The sequence below is a fragment of the Spirosoma luteolum genome, assembly GCF_054778875.1.
Genome location: NZ_BAAGZE010000006.1, coordinates 472,167 through 488,124, shown reverse-complemented (window position 1 = coordinate 488,124; position 15,958 = coordinate 472,167). Strand labels below are relative to the sequence as shown.

Annotated in this window: 10 protein-coding genes and 1 tRNA gene; 4 read left to right on the top strand and 7 right to left on the bottom strand. The window is 58.5% G+C overall.

Going from position 1 to position 15,958, the window contains the following annotated elements; all coding sequences use genetic code 11:
• The first annotated feature begins 498 nt into the window (after nt 1–498).
• Nucleotides 499–978, top strand: coding sequence for a response regulator (locus tag ACYVAC_RS12625; RefSeq protein ID WP_461098045.1), 480 nt, complete (start codon nt 499–501; stop codon nt 976–978).
• 101 nt (nt 979–1,079) lie between these two features.
• Here the strand turns inward: ACYVAC_RS12625 and ACYVAC_RS12620 are convergent, their stop codons facing one another.
• From ACYVAC_RS12620 to pdxH, 7 genes are all read right to left on the bottom strand, one after another.
• Entirely contained in the window at nt 1,080–2,843 is a 1,764-nt protein-coding gene (locus tag ACYVAC_RS12620; RefSeq protein ID WP_461098044.1) for an ABC transporter ATP-binding protein, read from the bottom strand.
• A gap of 137 nt (nt 2,844–2,980) precedes the next feature.
• The gene (locus ACYVAC_RS12615; RefSeq protein ID WP_461098043.1) at nt 2,981–3,514 is read right to left on the bottom strand and encodes a GrpB family protein; all 534 of its coding nucleotides are present in this window, start codon (nt 3,512–3,514) and stop codon (nt 2,981–2,983) included.
• 83 nt (nt 3,515–3,597) lie between these two features.
• Nucleotides 3,598–5,508, bottom strand: coding sequence for an acetate--CoA ligase (gene acs, locus ACYVAC_RS12610; protein ID WP_461098042.1), 1,911 nt, complete (start codon nt 5,506–5,508; stop codon nt 3,598–3,600).
• Between the two features lie 112 nt (nt 5,509–5,620).
• A complete protein-coding gene (locus tag ACYVAC_RS12605) occupies nt 5,621–7,537 on the bottom strand; it encodes a propionyl-CoA synthetase (RefSeq protein WP_461098041.1) in 1,917 nt (638 codons plus the stop codon).
• Between the two features lie 200 nt (nt 7,538–7,737).
• On the bottom strand, nt 7,738–7,956 hold the full coding sequence (locus ACYVAC_RS12600) for a DUF6814 family protein (RefSeq protein WP_461098040.1): 219 nt from the start codon (nt 7,954–7,956) through the stop codon (nt 7,738–7,740).
• Nucleotides 7,957–8,069: 113 nt separating this feature from the next.
• On the bottom strand, nt 8,070–9,650 hold the full coding sequence (locus ACYVAC_RS12595; RefSeq protein ID WP_461098039.1) for an MFS transporter: 1,581 nt from the start codon (nt 9,648–9,650) through the stop codon (nt 8,070–8,072).
• A 698-nt stretch (nt 9,651–10,348) separates the two neighbouring features.
• A complete protein-coding gene (gene pdxH / locus ACYVAC_RS12590; protein WP_461098038.1) occupies nt 10,349–10,996 on the bottom strand; it encodes a pyridoxamine 5'-phosphate oxidase in 648 nt (215 codons plus the stop codon).
• Nucleotides 10,997–11,091: 95 nt separating this feature from the next.
• Between pdxH and ACYVAC_RS12585 the strand changes: the two genes are divergently transcribed.
• The 3 genes from ACYVAC_RS12585 to ACYVAC_RS12575 all read left to right on the top strand — a co-directional run bounded on the left by ACYVAC_RS12585 (nt 11,092) and on the right by ACYVAC_RS12575 (nt 15,901).
• A complete protein-coding gene (locus ACYVAC_RS12585; RefSeq protein WP_461098037.1) occupies nt 11,092–13,386 on the top strand; it encodes a DUF349 domain-containing protein in 2,295 nt (764 codons plus the stop codon).
• A gap of 104 nt (nt 13,387–13,490) precedes the next feature.
• A tRNA-Thr gene (locus ACYVAC_RS12580) sits at nt 13,491–13,574 on the top strand.
• A gap of 452 nt (nt 13,575–14,026) precedes the next feature.
• Complete coding sequence (locus tag ACYVAC_RS12575; RefSeq protein WP_461098036.1) at nt 14,027–15,901, top strand: glycoside hydrolase family 35 protein; 1,875 nt, start codon at nt 14,027–14,029, stop codon at nt 15,899–15,901.
• Nucleotides 15,902–15,958: the final 57 nt, after the last annotated feature.

The window sequence follows — 15,958 nt, the reverse complement described above, 5'->3', positions numbered from 1 at the left end:
GTCTTTACCAGCCACTTTATGAACGGGCAGATAGTGGTGACGTCTATCCGGTAGACGCCCGATTCTCAAATCTGGGAACGAGGTGACCGACAAAAAAAAGTGATGGGCCGGCGTAAAAAAAACGGGTGAGTAACCAAGAAACAGTTACTGTCTGGTTACAAAAGTCGCGCCATTACCAGGTCCATATCGTAAATCCTGCTGAGCAGATAACTTACCTCCACGTATAGCCTTACCGTTTGGTAAATTTGTTCTATAACATCGTCGTGGCGAGCCGCTTGTTGAAAAGAATGAGTATTTCCCGTGAATGGACGTATTGAGTATTTGTACGTATCAAACGGGGTTTTTCGAAAGCACATATGATTGGTTGCAACGTTAAGTTTACAGAATTGCGGTTTTTATTAAACGAAGTTCATTTGTCACGTTATTCAAGCGGCATTATCTTTGCCTTAAGCCTGCAGGAAGTTTAGTTTTTTATTTAAAAACGGTTTACTGATTACGATGTCAAATCCGCTGATATATCTTGTCGATGATGATGACGATGATCGTTATCTGATACAATCTGTTTTTTCTAGTCACTACGAACGCTGTGCGGTTCGCGCGTTCGAGAGTGGTTCCGACCTGCTCATCCAGCTAACCCACCAGCTCGATGGCCGGCTTCCCGATCTGATCATCCTCGATCTGGACATGCCCCTGTTCAGCGGTTTCGAACTGCTGCGCCGACTGAAGCAGGACGAAGATTTCCAAGCTATTCCGGTAGCGGTGCTGTCGGGCTCACTCTACGATGAGCACAAGTCGCGCTGTTATGCGCTGGGCGGTGCTGCCTACCTGTCCAAATCGCTCAATGTCACTCATCTCTCCAAAGAGCTGCAGCATCTGGAGCCCTACTGGACACAGCGCAGCCTTCGGCAGAGCAGCGTTACAGTACGGTCGAGACCCCAAATCAGCGGCCTCGATCTGTCTTACCTCCCGCTGAATTAAGCCCAATTGGGCATACCCTACAACCGTATTCATCGAACGGCCGCCCGCCAGACCCAGTTGGGGTTAGCGGGCGGCCGTCTGTTTAAGAAGCATTTACTGGATCAGCGAACCTGCCGTTCGCCAATCTGCTGCCGCCACATGGCGTAGTAAAGCCCCTTCTGGGCAATCAGCTCATCGTGTCGGCCCGATTCAGCCACGTGACCCTGCTCGAGCACGAAAATACGGTCGGCGTGCAGAATGGTGCTAAGCCGGTGGGCGATCAGGATGGTGATGTGCTGATGCGAGCCGGAGAGCTCACGCACGGTGCGCGAAATTTCTTCCTCCGTGAGCGAGTCGAGGGCCGAAGTGGCTTCGTCGAAAACGAGCAGGCTGGGCTTACGCAGCAGCGCCCGGGCAATGCTCAGCCGCTGTTTCTCGCCCCCCGAAACTTTCACGCCACCTTCGCCAATGACGGTGTCGAGCCCCTGGGGTGCCCGCGCCAGCAGTGAGTCGGCCGCGGCCTGATGCAGCGCCGTCAGGCATTCGGCATCGGTAGCGTTGGGCGCTACAAAGCGTAGATTTTCGCGAATGCTGCCCGCAAACAACTGCGTATCCTGCGTAACGAAGCCGATCTGTTCGCGCAGCTCGTCGAGGTTCACCGCATCGCCGGCCATCCCGTTGTAGCGAATCTGTCCGCTCAGGGGGCGGTAAAGCCCGACCAGTAATTTGACGAGGGTGGTCTTGCCCGACCCACTGGGTCCTACGAAGGCAATGGTTTCGCCCACGCGGGCCCGAAATGAGATGCCATCGAGGGCGGGTGTTTCGGCCGTGAGGTGTTTGAAATGAACCGCTTCGAAAGCCAGCGTTTGGAGCGTTCCGACAGGCAGCGGATGGGCGGGCTTTACATCGCGCGGGGTGTCCAGAATCTGCTGGAAGTTGGCCAGCGAAGCTTCGGTTTCGCGGTAGATGTTGATGATGTTGCCCAGTTCCTGCAGGGGTCCGAAAATGGCGAAGGAATAGATAAAGAGTGAGAAGAATTCACCCACCGTAATACGGCCCTGCACCACCAGAAACAGCATGAGCAGCATAATGGCGTTGCGCAGCAGGTTGACGAACGTACCCTGTACAAATGACAGCGACCGGATGTAGCGCACTTTCTTCAGTTCGAGCTTCAGGATCTTGCCGGTGGTGGCGTTGAGCCGCTCGGTCTCCTGCTGCGCCAGTCCCAGGCTTTTTACCAGTTCGATGTTGCGCAGGCTCTCGGTGGTAGAGCCGGCCAGCGCCGTGGTTTCGGCCACGATCGTCTGCTGCACCGTCTTGATTTTTTTACTGAGCAGCGAACTCACTACACCCAGCAGCGGAATGGTCAGAAAATAAGCGGGTGCGATGGGCCAGTACACCGTGGCGGCATACCACATCACAAACACGATACCGACCACCGATGTAAACAGCACGTTGACGAACGACTGGATAAGCTTCTCAACATCCGACCGGACTTTCTGAAGTTTACCAAGCGTTTCGCCCGAGCGCTGGTCCTCGAAAACCTGGTAGGGCAGGTCGAGGGAGTGGCGCAGGCCATCGGTGTAGAGCTGCGCGCCGAGCCGCTGCGTGATGACGTTGACGTAGTAATCCTGAAAATTCTTGGCAATCCGGCTGACCATGGCCACGCCGAGTGCCTGCAGAATCAGCAGGCCAGCCCCGTTTTTCAGGAAACTCCAGAAGCTGAGGGGTCGCAGTGATCCGCCCGGTTTGACCACGTACTGGTCGATAATCTTGCGGAAGATGTAGGGGTCGAGGAGTGAGAAAATCTGGTTGATGGCCGCCAGCAAGAGGGCCAGCGCCAACAGGCCCCAGTATCGGCGCAGGTAACTGTAGAGGAGTTGCATAGTGAGGAAGGTGGTATGCTGAAGCGGATGGCTTCCGGGTCCACAACACCAAATCGGCCTTATTGAGTCGGTTGTATTAAAAAAAAGGCTTGCCCATGCGGGTGGGGTACTGGTTTGGTACGAAGCCGGGGTATGAACTACAGGCCGTCGCGGGCGTTAGCCAGCGTGGTTTCGACAAAGGCTCTGGCTTCCTGCTCTTTCAGGGCCGCATAGCGTTTGCGGTCTTGACCCGCCCGCTCGGCCAGATCGCGTTTCAACCGGGCATAGGCCCGGCAGTCGGCCGGGTGCTGGCGCAGGTAATCCCGAAACAGCAGATGCCGGTTCAGTTCGGGGCTGTTGGTGGGGCCGGCGTAGAGGTGATGGGGAATTGTATCGAGAATCGGGTGCGGAGTGGGCCCGGGCGGGCGCCTGAACACGGCCCGGCCCGGAATGCCCTGGTCGCCCACGTGTACGTAGCCGAGCGGGGCCAGGCGGTCGGCTACGGTAGAGAGATCGACGCTGGGGCCAAGCAGCAGATCGATATCGATGATGGGTTTGGCGGCCAGCCCCGCCACGGCCGTGCTGCCGACGTGTTCAATCCGTAGGTCGATGTGGGTCAGGGCGGTGGCCAGCACCGTCTGGATGGCGACAAAGGCGCGGGGCCAGTTGGGTGAATAGTCCACAATCAGCATAGGGTCGAATGCGGTGGGAGGCAAAAAAACGTGGCGCCCCGAATCGGTACGGAGCGCCACGGCCAGTCAGGTGGCGGTACGGCTTAGATCACGCCCGCTTTGATGTCATCGACTACGATCGGGTCGAGCAGGGTCGAGGTATCGCCAAGGTTGCTCGTATCGCCCTCGGCAATCTTGCGCAGAATCCGGCGCATGATTTTGCCCGAGCGGGTTTTGGGCAGCCCCGTTACAAACTGGATTTTGTCGGGTTTGGCAATGGGCCCGATCACGCGGCTTACGGTGGCCAGAATATCGCGTTTGGTCAGTTCGGCATCGTGGGCCGAGGGCACCTGATCGGTGATGACGTACGCGTAAATGCCCTGCCCTTTGATGTCGTGGGGGTAGCCCACCACGGCACTTTCGACCACGCCGGTGTGCATGTTGATGGCATTTTCGACCTCGGCGGTACCAATGCGGTGGCCCGACACATTCAGCACGTCGTCGACGCGGCCCGTAATGCGGTAGTAACCGTCTTCATCGCGCATACAGCCGTCGCCGGTAAAGTACAGCCCGGGGTAGGTCGAGAAGTAAGTCTGGCGGCAGCGCTCGTGATCGCCGTAGGTGGTGCGGAGCATACCCGGCCACGGGAATTTGATGCACAGGTTGCCGCTGACACCGTTGCCTTCGATCGGCTGCCCCGACTCATCGACGAGCAGCGGCTGCACACCCGGCAGGGGCAGGGTAGCAAAGGCGGGTTTGGTTTTGGTGATGCCGGCCAGGGGCGAAATCAGAATGCCGCCCGTTTCGGTCTGCCACCATGTATCGACGATGGGACACTTGTTTTTGCCGATGTTATCATCGTACCAGTGCCACGCTTCGGCGTTGATGGGTTCGCCCACCGAGCCCAGCACCTGCAGTGAACTCAGATCGTATTTGGTTACGTAATCGAGGCCAAAGCCCATCAGCGACCGGATGGCTGTAGGAGCCGTGTACAGGATGTTGACCTGGTGTTTGTCGACGATATCCCAGAAACGGCCCGCGTCGGGGTAGGTGGGTGTGCCTTCGAAGATGAGTGTGGTGCCACCGCAGGCCAGCGGACCATATACGATGTAGCTGTGACCCGTGATCCAGCCGATGTCGGCGGTGCAGAAATGCACCTGCTGACCCGTCGGACCGTCGGCTTCGTACTGAAACACGTTCTGGAAGGTGTAGGCAGCGTAGACCATGTAGCCCCCGCAGGTGTGCACCACGCCTTTGGGCTTGCCCGTCGAGCCGGAGGTGTACAGAATGAAGAGCATATCTTCGGCATCCATCTCCTCGGCGGGGCAGTCGGCCGTTACCTGTTTCAGTTCCTGTTCCCACCACACGTCGCGGCCTTTCAGCATCGATACCGGGGTGCGGGTGCGGGTCAGCACAATCACGCGCTCCACGCTGGGGCAGCCCATCAGGGCGTCGTCGACGGTGTTTTTAAGGGTAATTTCCTTGTTGCCGCGGTAGGCCCCGTCGGCGGTGATAATGAGCTTGCACTGGGCGTCGTTGATGCGGTCGGCAATGCTCTGGGCCGAAAAACCACCAAACACTACCGAGTGTACGGCGCCGATGCGGGCGCAGGCCAGCACGGCAATGGCCAGTTCGGGCACCATGGGCATGTATATACAGACCCGGTCACCCTTCACGACGCCGTTCCGCTTCAGTACGTTGGCAAACCGGCATACCTGATCGTGCAGCATGCGGTAGGTAAGCGTAACCCCGGCTTCGTTGGGGTCGTTGGGCTCCCAGATAATGGCTGGTTTATCCCCTTTGTCGGCCAGGTGCCGGTCGAGGCAGTTTTCGGTAATGTTGAGTTTGCCGCCCACAAACCATTTTATCATGGGCTCGTCAAAATTCCACTGTAGCGTTTTGGTCCAGGGTTTTCGCCATTGAAAATGCTGGGCTATTTCGGCCCAGAACGCTTCAGGATCAGTAACGCTTTGCTGGTAGGCGGCCTGATATTCGTCAAAGGTTCGGATACGCATGAGGGTATGAGGTAACGAAGGAACTATTGTATTGAGCCACTAAGGTAAAGCAGTGGTCGGAAAACTGACCCGTTTGGTGCGGGCAAAGTTTGCCGACCGGCTTCAGACAGGCTCAGGCGTTAAACGCCAGCCCAATGCGGGCGGTTTGCAGCTCGGTTCGTATTTCGTCGAGAATAGCCGGGTCGTCGATCGTGGGGGGCATGCTGAACGGCTCGCCATCGGCCAGCTGCCGGATGGTTTTGCGCAGAATTTTGCCCGAGCGGGTTTTGGGCAGCCGCCGGACCGGAATGGCCTGCTGGAAACAGGCGATGGCCCCGATCCGGCTCCGGATCAGATCGACCAGTTCCTGCGCCAGCGCCCGGCGTTCGATCGACTGTCCGTCTTTGAGTACCACCAGCCCGACGGGGCGCTGCCCGCGCAGCTCGCAGGCGATACCCACCACGGCGCATTCGGCCACGGCCGGGTGCGCCCCAACGAGTTCTTCCATCTCGCCAGTCGACAGTCGGTGACCCGCCACGTTGATCACATCATCGACTCGCCCCATAATAAACACGTAGCCGTCCTTGTCGATGTAGCCGCCGTCGCCCGAGACGTAGTAGCCCGGAAACTGATTCAGGTACGCTTCCCGAAAGCGGGGCGTATCGTGCCAGAGTGTGGGGAGGCAGCCCGGGGGCAGGGGTAGTTTCAGGCAGACCAGCCCGGTCTGGTTTGCGCTGAGCGGATAGCCATCTTCGTCGAGAATCCGGAGGTCGTAGCCCGCCATGGGCCAGGTAGCCGAGCCGGCTTTTACGGGTTGCCGCTCGATACCGACCGGATTGGCCAGCATGGGCCAGCCCGATTCGGTCTGCCACCAATTGTCGATCACGGGCACCCCCGTCACCTGTTCGAGCCAGTGAAGCGTGGCGGGGTCGCAGCGTTCGCCGGCCACGAAAACATACCGCAGCGACGACCGGTCATAGGGCAGGCGCAGGGCCGCTTCAGGGTCTTCCTTGCGGATAGCCCGAAAGGCGGTCGGGGCCGTAAACAACACCTTGACGCGGTAGTCGTCGATGAGTCGCCAGAACGTACCCGCGTCGGGCGTGCGCACGGGCTTGCCCTCCAGAATAACCGACGTGCAGCCCCGCAGCAGGGGGCCGTAGACCGAGTAGCTGTGGCCTACAGCCCAGCCAAAGTCGGAGCCCGTAAACAGAACGTCGCCGGGGGCCAGATCGAACACCGTTTCCATGCTGTAGGCCAGGGCCACGGCATGCCCCCCGTTGTCGCGGACAATGCCTTTGGGCTTGCCGGTGGTGCCCGAGGTGTAGAGAATGTAGAGCGGATCGGTGGCCCGCACGGGTACACAGTCGGCGGGCTGGGCCATCGCAACGGTGGCTTGCCAGTCGTGGTCGAAGCCGGGCTGCAGGACGGCCGTACACTGGGGCCGTTGCAAAATCAGCGTGCCGGCGGGGCGGTGGGTGGCCAGCGCGAGAGCCTCATCGAGCAGGGGTTTGTAAGGAATTACCCGGTCGAATTCGATGCCGCACGACGCCGACAGGATCAGCTTCGGCCGGGCATCGTCGATGCGGATGGCGAGCTCGCGGGGAGCAAAGCCGCCGAATACCACCGAATGTACAGCGCCGATGCGGGCACAGGCCAGCATCGCCATGGCCGTTTCGGGTACCATGGGCATATAAATGACTACCGTATCGCCCGCGGTTACGCCCGCAGCCCGCAGGGCACCGGCCAGCTGTGCAACCTGCTGGCGCAACTGACTGTAGGTGAATGTTTGCTTCGCGCCGGTAACGGGCGAGTCGTAGAAAAGCGCCGGCTGATCGCCCCGGCCGTTGTCGGCATGGTAATCGAGGGCAGCATAGCAGGTGTTCAGCAGCCCGTCGGCAAACCAGCGGGTAAGTCCCTCGTCGTCGGTCGACAGGATTTGGGTCGGCACCGCGTACCACGGAATGCGGTGCCGTTGATCGGCCCAGAAGCCCGCCGGATCGGTCAGGCTGCGGTGGTGTTCATCGGCATAGGAACGGGTCGGTGAAGGCATAGCGGTTCAGGCATTAAGTCGGTTACATAGCGGGAAACAGGCGTTGATCGGGCAGGGGCTGGCAATACCGTGTTGCCGGAGATGGCAGGGGCCAGAAAGCGGATACCCCGCTGATCGCTGCCGACCGGCAACCGAGTGGTCTGGACGTAAGCGGGTTGAACAGGCTGATGGCTGGGTTTCATCGACCCGGCCCCCTGTGGTTAGTCGTCGTATTCGCCCTTCAGCGCGTACAGCCCGAAGCAGGCCAGACCACCCACAATAAGCGGCATCAGGACAAAAACGATGATGATGCCGAAAACAAGATCGTCTGTTTTGCCGGATGCCAGTTTGGGCAGGCCCAGCGAGGTTAGACCGAAATAGCCGGCCAGCGCGGCCAGGCCCAGCCAGAGTACACCCAGATAACGTTTGATTGCATTCATACCAGATTGGGGAAAGACGGTGACGGTGTCAGAAAAAAAGATGAAAGACAGTAGCCGGATCAAGGGCTTTTTCGGGCCCGGCCTGGTTCGAAAACGAAGCCGGGCTCGGTTGGCTAATCGACAACCTGCGGCCGGTTTTTGACGTACACCAGCCCAATCAGCAGACTCACGGCCGCCACGATGATCGGGTACCACAGCCCTTCGAGGTAAGGGGCCGCGTAGGGCAGAGCCGCCCCGGTTTTTTCGGCGGTCGTATTGGCTTCGTTGGCCCCCGTAGCCAGGTAGGTGGCTACCGCCGGCAGCAGCCCGCCGAAAACCCCGTTGCCAATGTGGTAAGGCAAAGACATCGACGTGTAGCGAATTTTGACCGGGAACATCTCGACCAGAAAGGCCGCGATCGGGCCGTACACGAGGGTGACAAAAAGTACCTGGATAAACACGAGCCAGATCAGGGTCCAGCGGTCGGCATCGTTGATCAGTATGGTTTTCTTTACCTCGGGTTTGGCCGGGCTGGCAGCGGGGCTGGCCGCTATCTTCAGCCTGACGACTTCGGTGAGCTGAGTGCCGTCGGTATAAGCGCGTCGGCTGGTTTTGGTCTGAATGCTACCGCCGGCCACGTTGGGATCGGGCGCCACCGTTGAGTCGACCCGGAAGCTGGCCGCAATCTCCTGCTTGTTTTTGAGGTTAGTGGTCTGGTACATTTTCTCATACAGCGTCCGGTAGGAGAGAATGGCAACCAGCATGCCGGCCATCATGATTCCCTTGCGGCCAATCCGATCCGACAGCCAGCCAAAAACAACGAAAAAGGGCGTTCCCATCAGCAGCGCTACCGTCATCAGTTCATCGGACTGAATGGCGTCGACGTTACAGACGGTTTTTACAAAGTTCATGGCGTAGAATTGGCCCGTGTACCAGACCACGCCCTGCCCCATGGTGGCCCCAAACAGGGCCAACAGTACAAATTTGAAGTTGAGTTTATTGCCGAAGCTTTCCCTGAGCGGATTGGCCGATGTCTGCCCCTGGGCCTTGGCCTTGGCAAACAGGGGCGATTCGCTCATGTTGCGTCGGATCACATACGAGATAAACACCATCAGAATCGACACCAGAAACGGTACGCGCCAGCCCCAGTCGTCGAAGGCTTCTTTTGACATCGATTTGCGGGTGATCAGAATAACGAGCAGTGATACGAACAGGCCAATGGTCGCCGTGGTCTGAATCCAGGACGTCCAGTAGCCGCGCTGCCCGGCCGGTGCGTGTTCAGCTACGTAGGTGGCGGCCCCGCCGTATTCGCCCCCGAGGGCCAGTCCCTGCAACAGGCGCAGCACCAGCACCAGGGTTGGGGCCAGAAAGCCGATGCTTTCGTAGGCTGGTATAAGGCCAATGGCAAACGTTGCGCCCCCCATCAGGAGCAGTGTAACCATGAAGGTGTATTTACGGCCGATCAGGTCGCCCAGCCGCCCAAAGAAAAGCGCTCCGAAGGGCCGCACGACAAAGCCGGCCGCAAACGTGGCCAGGGTCGACAGAAAAGCGGCCGTGGGATTGCCTTCGGGGAAAAACTTAGTGGCCAGCACGGTTGCCAGCGAACCGAAGATGTAAAAGTCGTACCATTCAATCAGCGTGCCGACAGACGACGCTCCGATTACACTGATCAGACTCCGGGTACTGGAAACAGGCGTTTCGGATTCGGTAATCATAACAAGTCAGGAAAAGGAAGAGAGGTTTAGGAATAGGTCGTACCGCTGGATGGCGATTCGATTGCCAGCCAGCCGGTACTACGTCCCTAAGCGTTTCTGCACCTAAGACTACCTGCCTGTTGATCACCGGAAATACTTTTTCGGGAAGCTGTTGAGGTACGCCGGGCCGATTGGCAGTAGAGCCACTTCGGGAAGGCATCTCCGGGGCGCCGTGCAACCCAACCGAACGGGAATACGGATCAGCCGCTGCCGCCAGACCGAACCGGCCCAGAGGGGGATTGTTACCGGGCCGGCCTGAACCGGTCAATAGGGGAGTCGTTGGTTTTTCGCAGCAGGGCGCCACCACGGGGCACCGACCCGAATGTTATAGCAAAGTCGAAAAGGCGGTGTTTTTCCGGGCGTAGGAATCCAGCAGGGGGGCGCCTGGTGGGTATGGGCGCGACACGGCTGTCCGGTCGTCATCGGCCGCACCAGAGAATTCTCTTTAGTGCCCAGTTGAAAAAGCGCCGGGTGCAACGGGGTTGTACATGCCAACGGCCAGCCCCATGTCAAGTCGGGGGCTGGCCGTTGTAGCGCAGCATAAGGCCGGCGGTAGTAGGCGCTTCGGGCTGGGTAACGGGCTATGAGTCAGTAACGCGTATAGCCCGGGGGGTCAGCAGGCCTGATGCTGTGGCGCAAGGAGTCTGGAGAAGCGCTGGCTAGGGAGCCAGCCGGTCGATGTGCCAGGGTGCATCGATGGCGGGCCGGCGGTAGCGGACGCGGTCGTGCAGGCGGCTGGGGCGGCCCTGCCAGAACTCGATGGCGTCGGGCACGACCCGAAAGCCACCCCAGTGGGCCGGGCGTGGAATGGGCCTGTCGCCAAACTGAGCGTCGAACTGCTGCTGCCGCTCATCGAGCACCGAGCGGTCGGCAATCGGCTGGCTCTGGGGCGACACCCAGGCTCCCAGCTGACTGCCGCGGGGCCGGCTGCCGAAATAAGCATCCGATTCGGCATCGCTCACCCGCTCGACCCGCCCTTCGATCCGGATCTGTTGCTCCAGGTCGGGGTAGAAGAAAGTCAGGCAGGCAACAGGACGGGCCAGCAACTCGCGGCCCTTTCGGCTTTCGTAGTTCGTATAAAAGGTGAAGCCGGCTTCGGAAACGTCTTTGAGCAACACAATGCGGCCATCGGGCCGGCCGTCGGCGCCAACGGTGCTGAGGTGCATCGCATTGGGCTCGGCAACCCCCGCGCCAAGAGCCGCATCGAACCAGCGTCGGAACTGCGCAATGGGGTCGGTCAGTACGTCTACTATATCTAATCCAGTACGGGTATATTCCTTTCGTAAATCGCTGATTTGGGCAGACATGATCGAATCCGGGTTAAACGCCTTTTCCAGCGGTCAAAAACAGGAAAATTCGCATATTTATGTAGTTTTGCAAAAGTAATCGGTACGTTTTTAACATGGCAAATCAGGAACAGGAAATCAACCAGCCGTCGGAAAACCCCACCCCGTCGACCGACGCGCTGGCCGCACATACGCCCGAAGAAACCGTTCAGACTCCCGAGCCGCAGGCTGCTGGTGAGGATGCAGCGGACGCTACGGCTACCCAACCCCTCGCCGACACGGCCCCCGAGGCTGTGTCCGCTGAGGCCGACGCACCGGTTCCGGCCGACACTCCGGATACGGAACCGGCACCCGCCGACGAGCCGGCGGCCCAAACACCCGCCCAGCCGGTAGCCGCGGATGAAGACGCGCCGACTGCCGACGTGCCCGAAGCGGTTACAGATAATGTCGCAGAAGCTGCTGATGAACAGCCGATTGCGGCAACTGATGCGGCACCCGCCGAGTCGGTAGCCGAAACACCTGCCGACGCTATCAGTGCGGAGTATGCCAATGTAGCGGAGGCCGAAGAGAGCGACGACGATGCGCACGCGCAGCCAGCCGCCGATTACAGCCAGCTTACCAAAGCCGAGTTTGTCAGCCTGCTCGAAGCGCAGCTGGCGGCCATCAGCGGAGAAACGGTGGCGCCGGGCGACTTCAAGAAAGCCGACCGGGTGCTGAAGGAAAGTAAGCCGTATTTCGATGGGCTCAAGCGGGCCGATCGGGAGGTGGCCCAACAGGCGTATGTGGCTGAAACGGGTTCGGAAGATGGTTTCGAGTTTAAATACGACGAAGCCGTTCAGCGCTACGACGAGCTGTACAAGCAGATAAAAAGTCAGAAAAACACGTATTTCCAGAATCTCGACAAAGCAAAAGACGGCAACTTCGCGGCTAAAACCGAACTGCTGACCCGCCTGCGCGAACTGGTTGAGACCGACGAAGCAAACGCCGGTGACCCCAAAACGAGCTGGAACGAGTTTAAGAAAATTCAGGACGAGTGGAAAGCGGCCGGGAACATGAACTCCCCGCACAATGCTACCCTCTGGGCTACCTACCACGCCCTGGTCGACCGGTACTACAGCAACCGGAATATTTATTTCGAGCTGAAAGACCTCGACCGCAAGCGGAACACGGGCCTCAAGACCGAAGTGATCGAGAAGGTCGAAGCTATGGCAGCCGCGGCTGGTGAGTCGCCGGTGACGCGGCAGATGATCGACGAAGCCAACGCACTGTTCGAAGAGTACAAGCACATTGGCCCGGCGCCCCGCGCGGAGCAGGAAGTGCTGTGGGGGCGTATGAAAGCAGCGCTCGACGTACTTTATGACAAACGCCGGGGCCAGACCAATGAGCAACGGAAAGAGTCAGCTCAGCTCTACGAGGAGAAGTCGGCTATTTACGAAGAACTGGTGCCCATGACTTCGTTTACGTCGAGCAGCATCAACGACTGGAACGATAAAACGAAGGCGGTAATGGCCCTGCAGGACCGCTGGAACGCGATTAAAGGCCCCATGCCCCGCGACGAAGGCAAGGAGCTGAGCAAAAAATTCTGGGCAGCCCTGAAAACGTTCTTCCACAACAAGGGCGAATTCTTCAAGCAGCTTGAGAGCAAGCGCGAAGAAAACCTGCGGCTCAAAACCGAACTGTGCGAACAGGTAGAAGCTATTCTGGCCTCGGGTGAAGAGTCGCCCGACGTAACCCAGACGGTTATCGACTTGCAGCGGCAGTGGAAAAACATCGGTCAGGTACCCGAGAAGCAGAAGAACTCGATTTTTGACCGGTTCAAAGCCGCCTGCGATGCGTTCTTCAACAAGAAGCGCTCGAAGAATCAGGATACCGAACGCGAATTCGAAGCCAATCTGGCCAGCAAAACAGCGCTGATCGAGCGTATCGAAGCAGCCGCTACCGAAAACGCCGATCTGTCGCAGCTGAACGAGTTCAAGAAAGAATGGAATGCCATTGGGTTTGTGCCGAAGAAAGACATGCAGTCGATCCAGAAGCGCTACATCAATGCCGTGAACGCCCTGGTGGGTGCAACGGGTAAGATTCCGGCAAAAGACAAAGAGCGGATCATTCAGCAAAGCGAAGCCGAGCTGTCGCGCGGTGGCAACCGGGGCGGTGGCCGCGATCGGGGTGACCGGGGCGACTACAACCGTGGTGGCGACTACGGTCACTCGGGTGGTAACAAACGCGAGAGCGATATCCGCCGGCGTATGACGGCCATCGAAAACGACATCGCCACGTACCGCAATAACATCGAATTTTTCGCTCGCTCGAAAAATGCCGATAAGCTGCGCGCCGATATCGACAAGAAGATCGCCGACGCTGAGAAACAGCTCGATAGCCTCCGGCAGGAAATGCGGGAAGCGCAGGATTAAGCGTGTGTGGGCTGGCAGGCCGGAAAAAACAGGCCTGCCAGCCTGCTACGGATTTGGACAAAACAGCCAGAATGCTTAGTTTTGCCCCACAATCAATGACCGTTGCCAGTGTCGGATAGTGGTCGATTCCGCCTGATTTGTAATCAGGATGCGCAAGCGCGTCGGGGGTTCGAATCCCTCCACTGGCTCTCTTTGAAAGCCTTCACAGTCGATGTGAAGGCTTTTTTTATGGCCGATTCCGCCCGATTGGTCATCAGGATGCGCAAGCGCGTCGGGGTGGTTGGCCATTGCCACGGTCGGCTGAGGTTGTTTAACCTGTTTCACGGGCGCTGTATCCTTTGGCAGAGGCACTGTGTCAATCCGATAAACATAGGCGTGACTACTCAACTAGTATGGTTTTCAGGCTATATACACAGACATACCCTGTTATAAATTCGTCAACGGCTTTGAGGGACGATCAGAAAAAGCCCGATTGACGGGGTAAGAGGGGTAATAAACCATCTGTCAACACACCATATAGCCAAATTATATTTTAAAAATTTTTATTAAATTGCCACAATTAATGGGGGTTACGCCCAAATCGTATTGGTGCCGTGTCCGACGTGCACACCACCGATGCGTCATGATCAACCAGTTACGTATGTCAGTTTGTAAGGGTATTTGGAGGGGACTGCTGGCCGTGGCCGCAGGCATGCTGCTGTCGGGCACGGGGGTAGCGCAAAAAAGCCACACCTTCGCCATTGCCGATGGGCAGTTTCAATACGACGGAAAGCCGATTCAGATTCACGCGGGCGAAATGCACTATGCCCGCATACCGCAGCCCTACTGGCGGCATCGCCTGAAGATGCTTAAAGCCATGGGGCTCAATACGGTGGCAACTTACGTATTCTGGAATTTTCACAACACCGCCCCCGGGGTCTGGGACTTCTCGACGGGCAACCATAACCTCGTTCAGTTTCTGAAAACAGCGCAGGAGGAAGGCCTGTTTGTGATGCTCCGCCCGGGTCCCTATGCCTGCGCCGAGTGGGAGTTTGGCGGCTACCCGTGGTGGCTTCAGAAAACCCCCGGCCTGACGATCCGGACGTACAACAAGCCGTTTCTGGATTCGTGCCGGGTCTACATCAACAAACTCGCCGATCAGGTGAAGCCCCTGCAGGTAAGCAACGGCGGACCGATCATTATGGTACAGGCCGAAAACGAGTTTGGCTCGTATGTGGCCCAGCGCAAAGACATTCCGCTGGCGAAGCACGAACAGTACAAGCGTGCCATTGCTCAGCAACTGACCGAAGCTGGCTTTACGGTTCCGTTGTTCACCTCCGATGGGTCGAACCTGTTTGCGGGTGGCGGCCTGCCGGGGGTACTGCCCACGGCAAATGGTGAGGGTAATATCGACAACCTGCGCAAGGCCGTCGATGCGCACCACGGTGGCAAAGGCCCGTATATGGTGGCGGAATTCTACCCCGGCTGGCTCGACCACTGGGCCGAACCCTTCACGCAGATCGACGCCGAATCGATTGCCCGCCAAACCGAAACGTACCTGAAAAACGGGGTTAGTTTTAACCTGTATATGGCCCATGGCGGCACTAACTTCGGCTTCACGGCCGGCGCCAACTACAACGACGAACACGATATTCAGCCCGATATCACGAGTTACGACTACGATGCCCCCGTGAGTGAAGCCGGCTGGGATACACCCAAGTATCAGGCCATCCGGACACTGATGAAGCAGTATGCGGGTTATGCCATACCGGCAGTGCCCGCCCGCCTGCCCGTAACGACCTTGCCCCCGATCGCCCTCACGAAAGCCGTCGACCTGAACGAGCTGAAAAAAACAATCAAACCCGTGGTGGCCGATGGGCCCCTGACTTTCGAAGCGCTCGACCAGGGACATGGCTACGTACTCTACAGCCGACGCTTCACCCAGCCAACGCAGGGCGTGCTGAAAGTACCGGGCCTGCGTGATTTTGCAACGGTCTACGTGAATGGTCGGAAAGTGGGCGAACTGAACCGGGTTATGCAGCAGTACGAACTGGCGGTCGATGTGCCGTTCAACGGTACGCTCGAACTGCTGGTTGAGAACATGGGACGCATCAACTACGGAGCCCGTATCAACGAGAATACCAAAGGAGTCGTCGCCCCAGTGCAGCTTGGTGATCAGGTGCTTACGGGCGGCTGGCAACACTATCGTTTGCCGTTTGCGAGCATGCCCGACCTAAGCAGCGCGGCTACCCGACCCGCCAAAGCCGACCGGCCGACGCTCTATACGGGTACCTTTACGATGAAGCAGCCGGCCGATCTGTTTCTGGATACGCAGACCTGGGGCAAAGGCATCGTGTTTGTCAACGGCTATAACCTGGGCCGGTTCTGGCAGGTAGGTCCCCAGCAGACCCTCTACGTGCCGGGCTGCTGGCTCAAAACAGGAACCAATACCATCGTTGTATTCGATCAGACGAATCCCACCGTGCTGCAGTCGGTAACGACGGTGGCCACGCCCGTCCTCGACCGGTTGAAGTAAATTAAGCTCCTGTTGAGGGCGTTGCCAATTGGCAAAACGGCCCGAAGGGGAGCGTTG

Excerpts from the sequence above, each read along its gene's own strand:
- ACYVAC_RS12585 (WP_461098037.1), top strand. The coding sequence starts at position 11,092 with ATGGCAAATCAGGAACAGGAAATCAACCAGCCGTCGGAAAACCCCACC.
- ACYVAC_RS12595 (WP_461098039.1), bottom strand. The coding sequence starts at position 9,650 with ATGATTACCGAATCCGAAACGCCTGTTTCCAGTACCCGGAGTCTGATC.
- ACYVAC_RS12605 (WP_461098041.1), bottom strand. The coding sequence starts at position 7,537 with ATGCCTTCACCGACCCGTTCCTATGCCGATGAACACCACCGCAGCCTG.
- ACYVAC_RS12625 (WP_461098045.1), top strand. The coding sequence starts at position 499 with ATGTCAAATCCGCTGATATATCTTGTCGATGATGATGACGATGATCGT.
- pdxH (WP_461098038.1), bottom strand. The coding sequence starts at position 10,996 with ATGTCTGCCCAAATCAGCGATTTACGAAAGGAATATACCCGTACTGGA.
- ACYVAC_RS12620 (WP_461098044.1), bottom strand. The coding sequence starts at position 2,843 with ATGCAACTCCTCTACAGTTACCTGCGCCGATACTGGGGCCTGTTGGCG.
- ACYVAC_RS12575 (WP_461098036.1), top strand. The coding sequence starts at position 14,027 with ATGTCAGTTTGTAAGGGTATTTGGAGGGGACTGCTGGCCGTGGCCGCA.
- ACYVAC_RS12615 (WP_461098043.1), bottom strand. The coding sequence starts at position 3,514 with ATGCTGATTGTGGACTATTCACCCAACTGGCCCCGCGCCTTTGTCGCC.
- acs (WP_461098042.1), bottom strand. The coding sequence starts at position 5,508 with ATGCGTATCCGAACCTTTGACGAATATCAGGCCGCCTACCAGCAAAGC.
- ACYVAC_RS12600 (WP_461098040.1), bottom strand. The coding sequence starts at position 7,956 with ATGAATGCAATCAAACGTTATCTGGGTGTACTCTGGCTGGGCCTGGCC.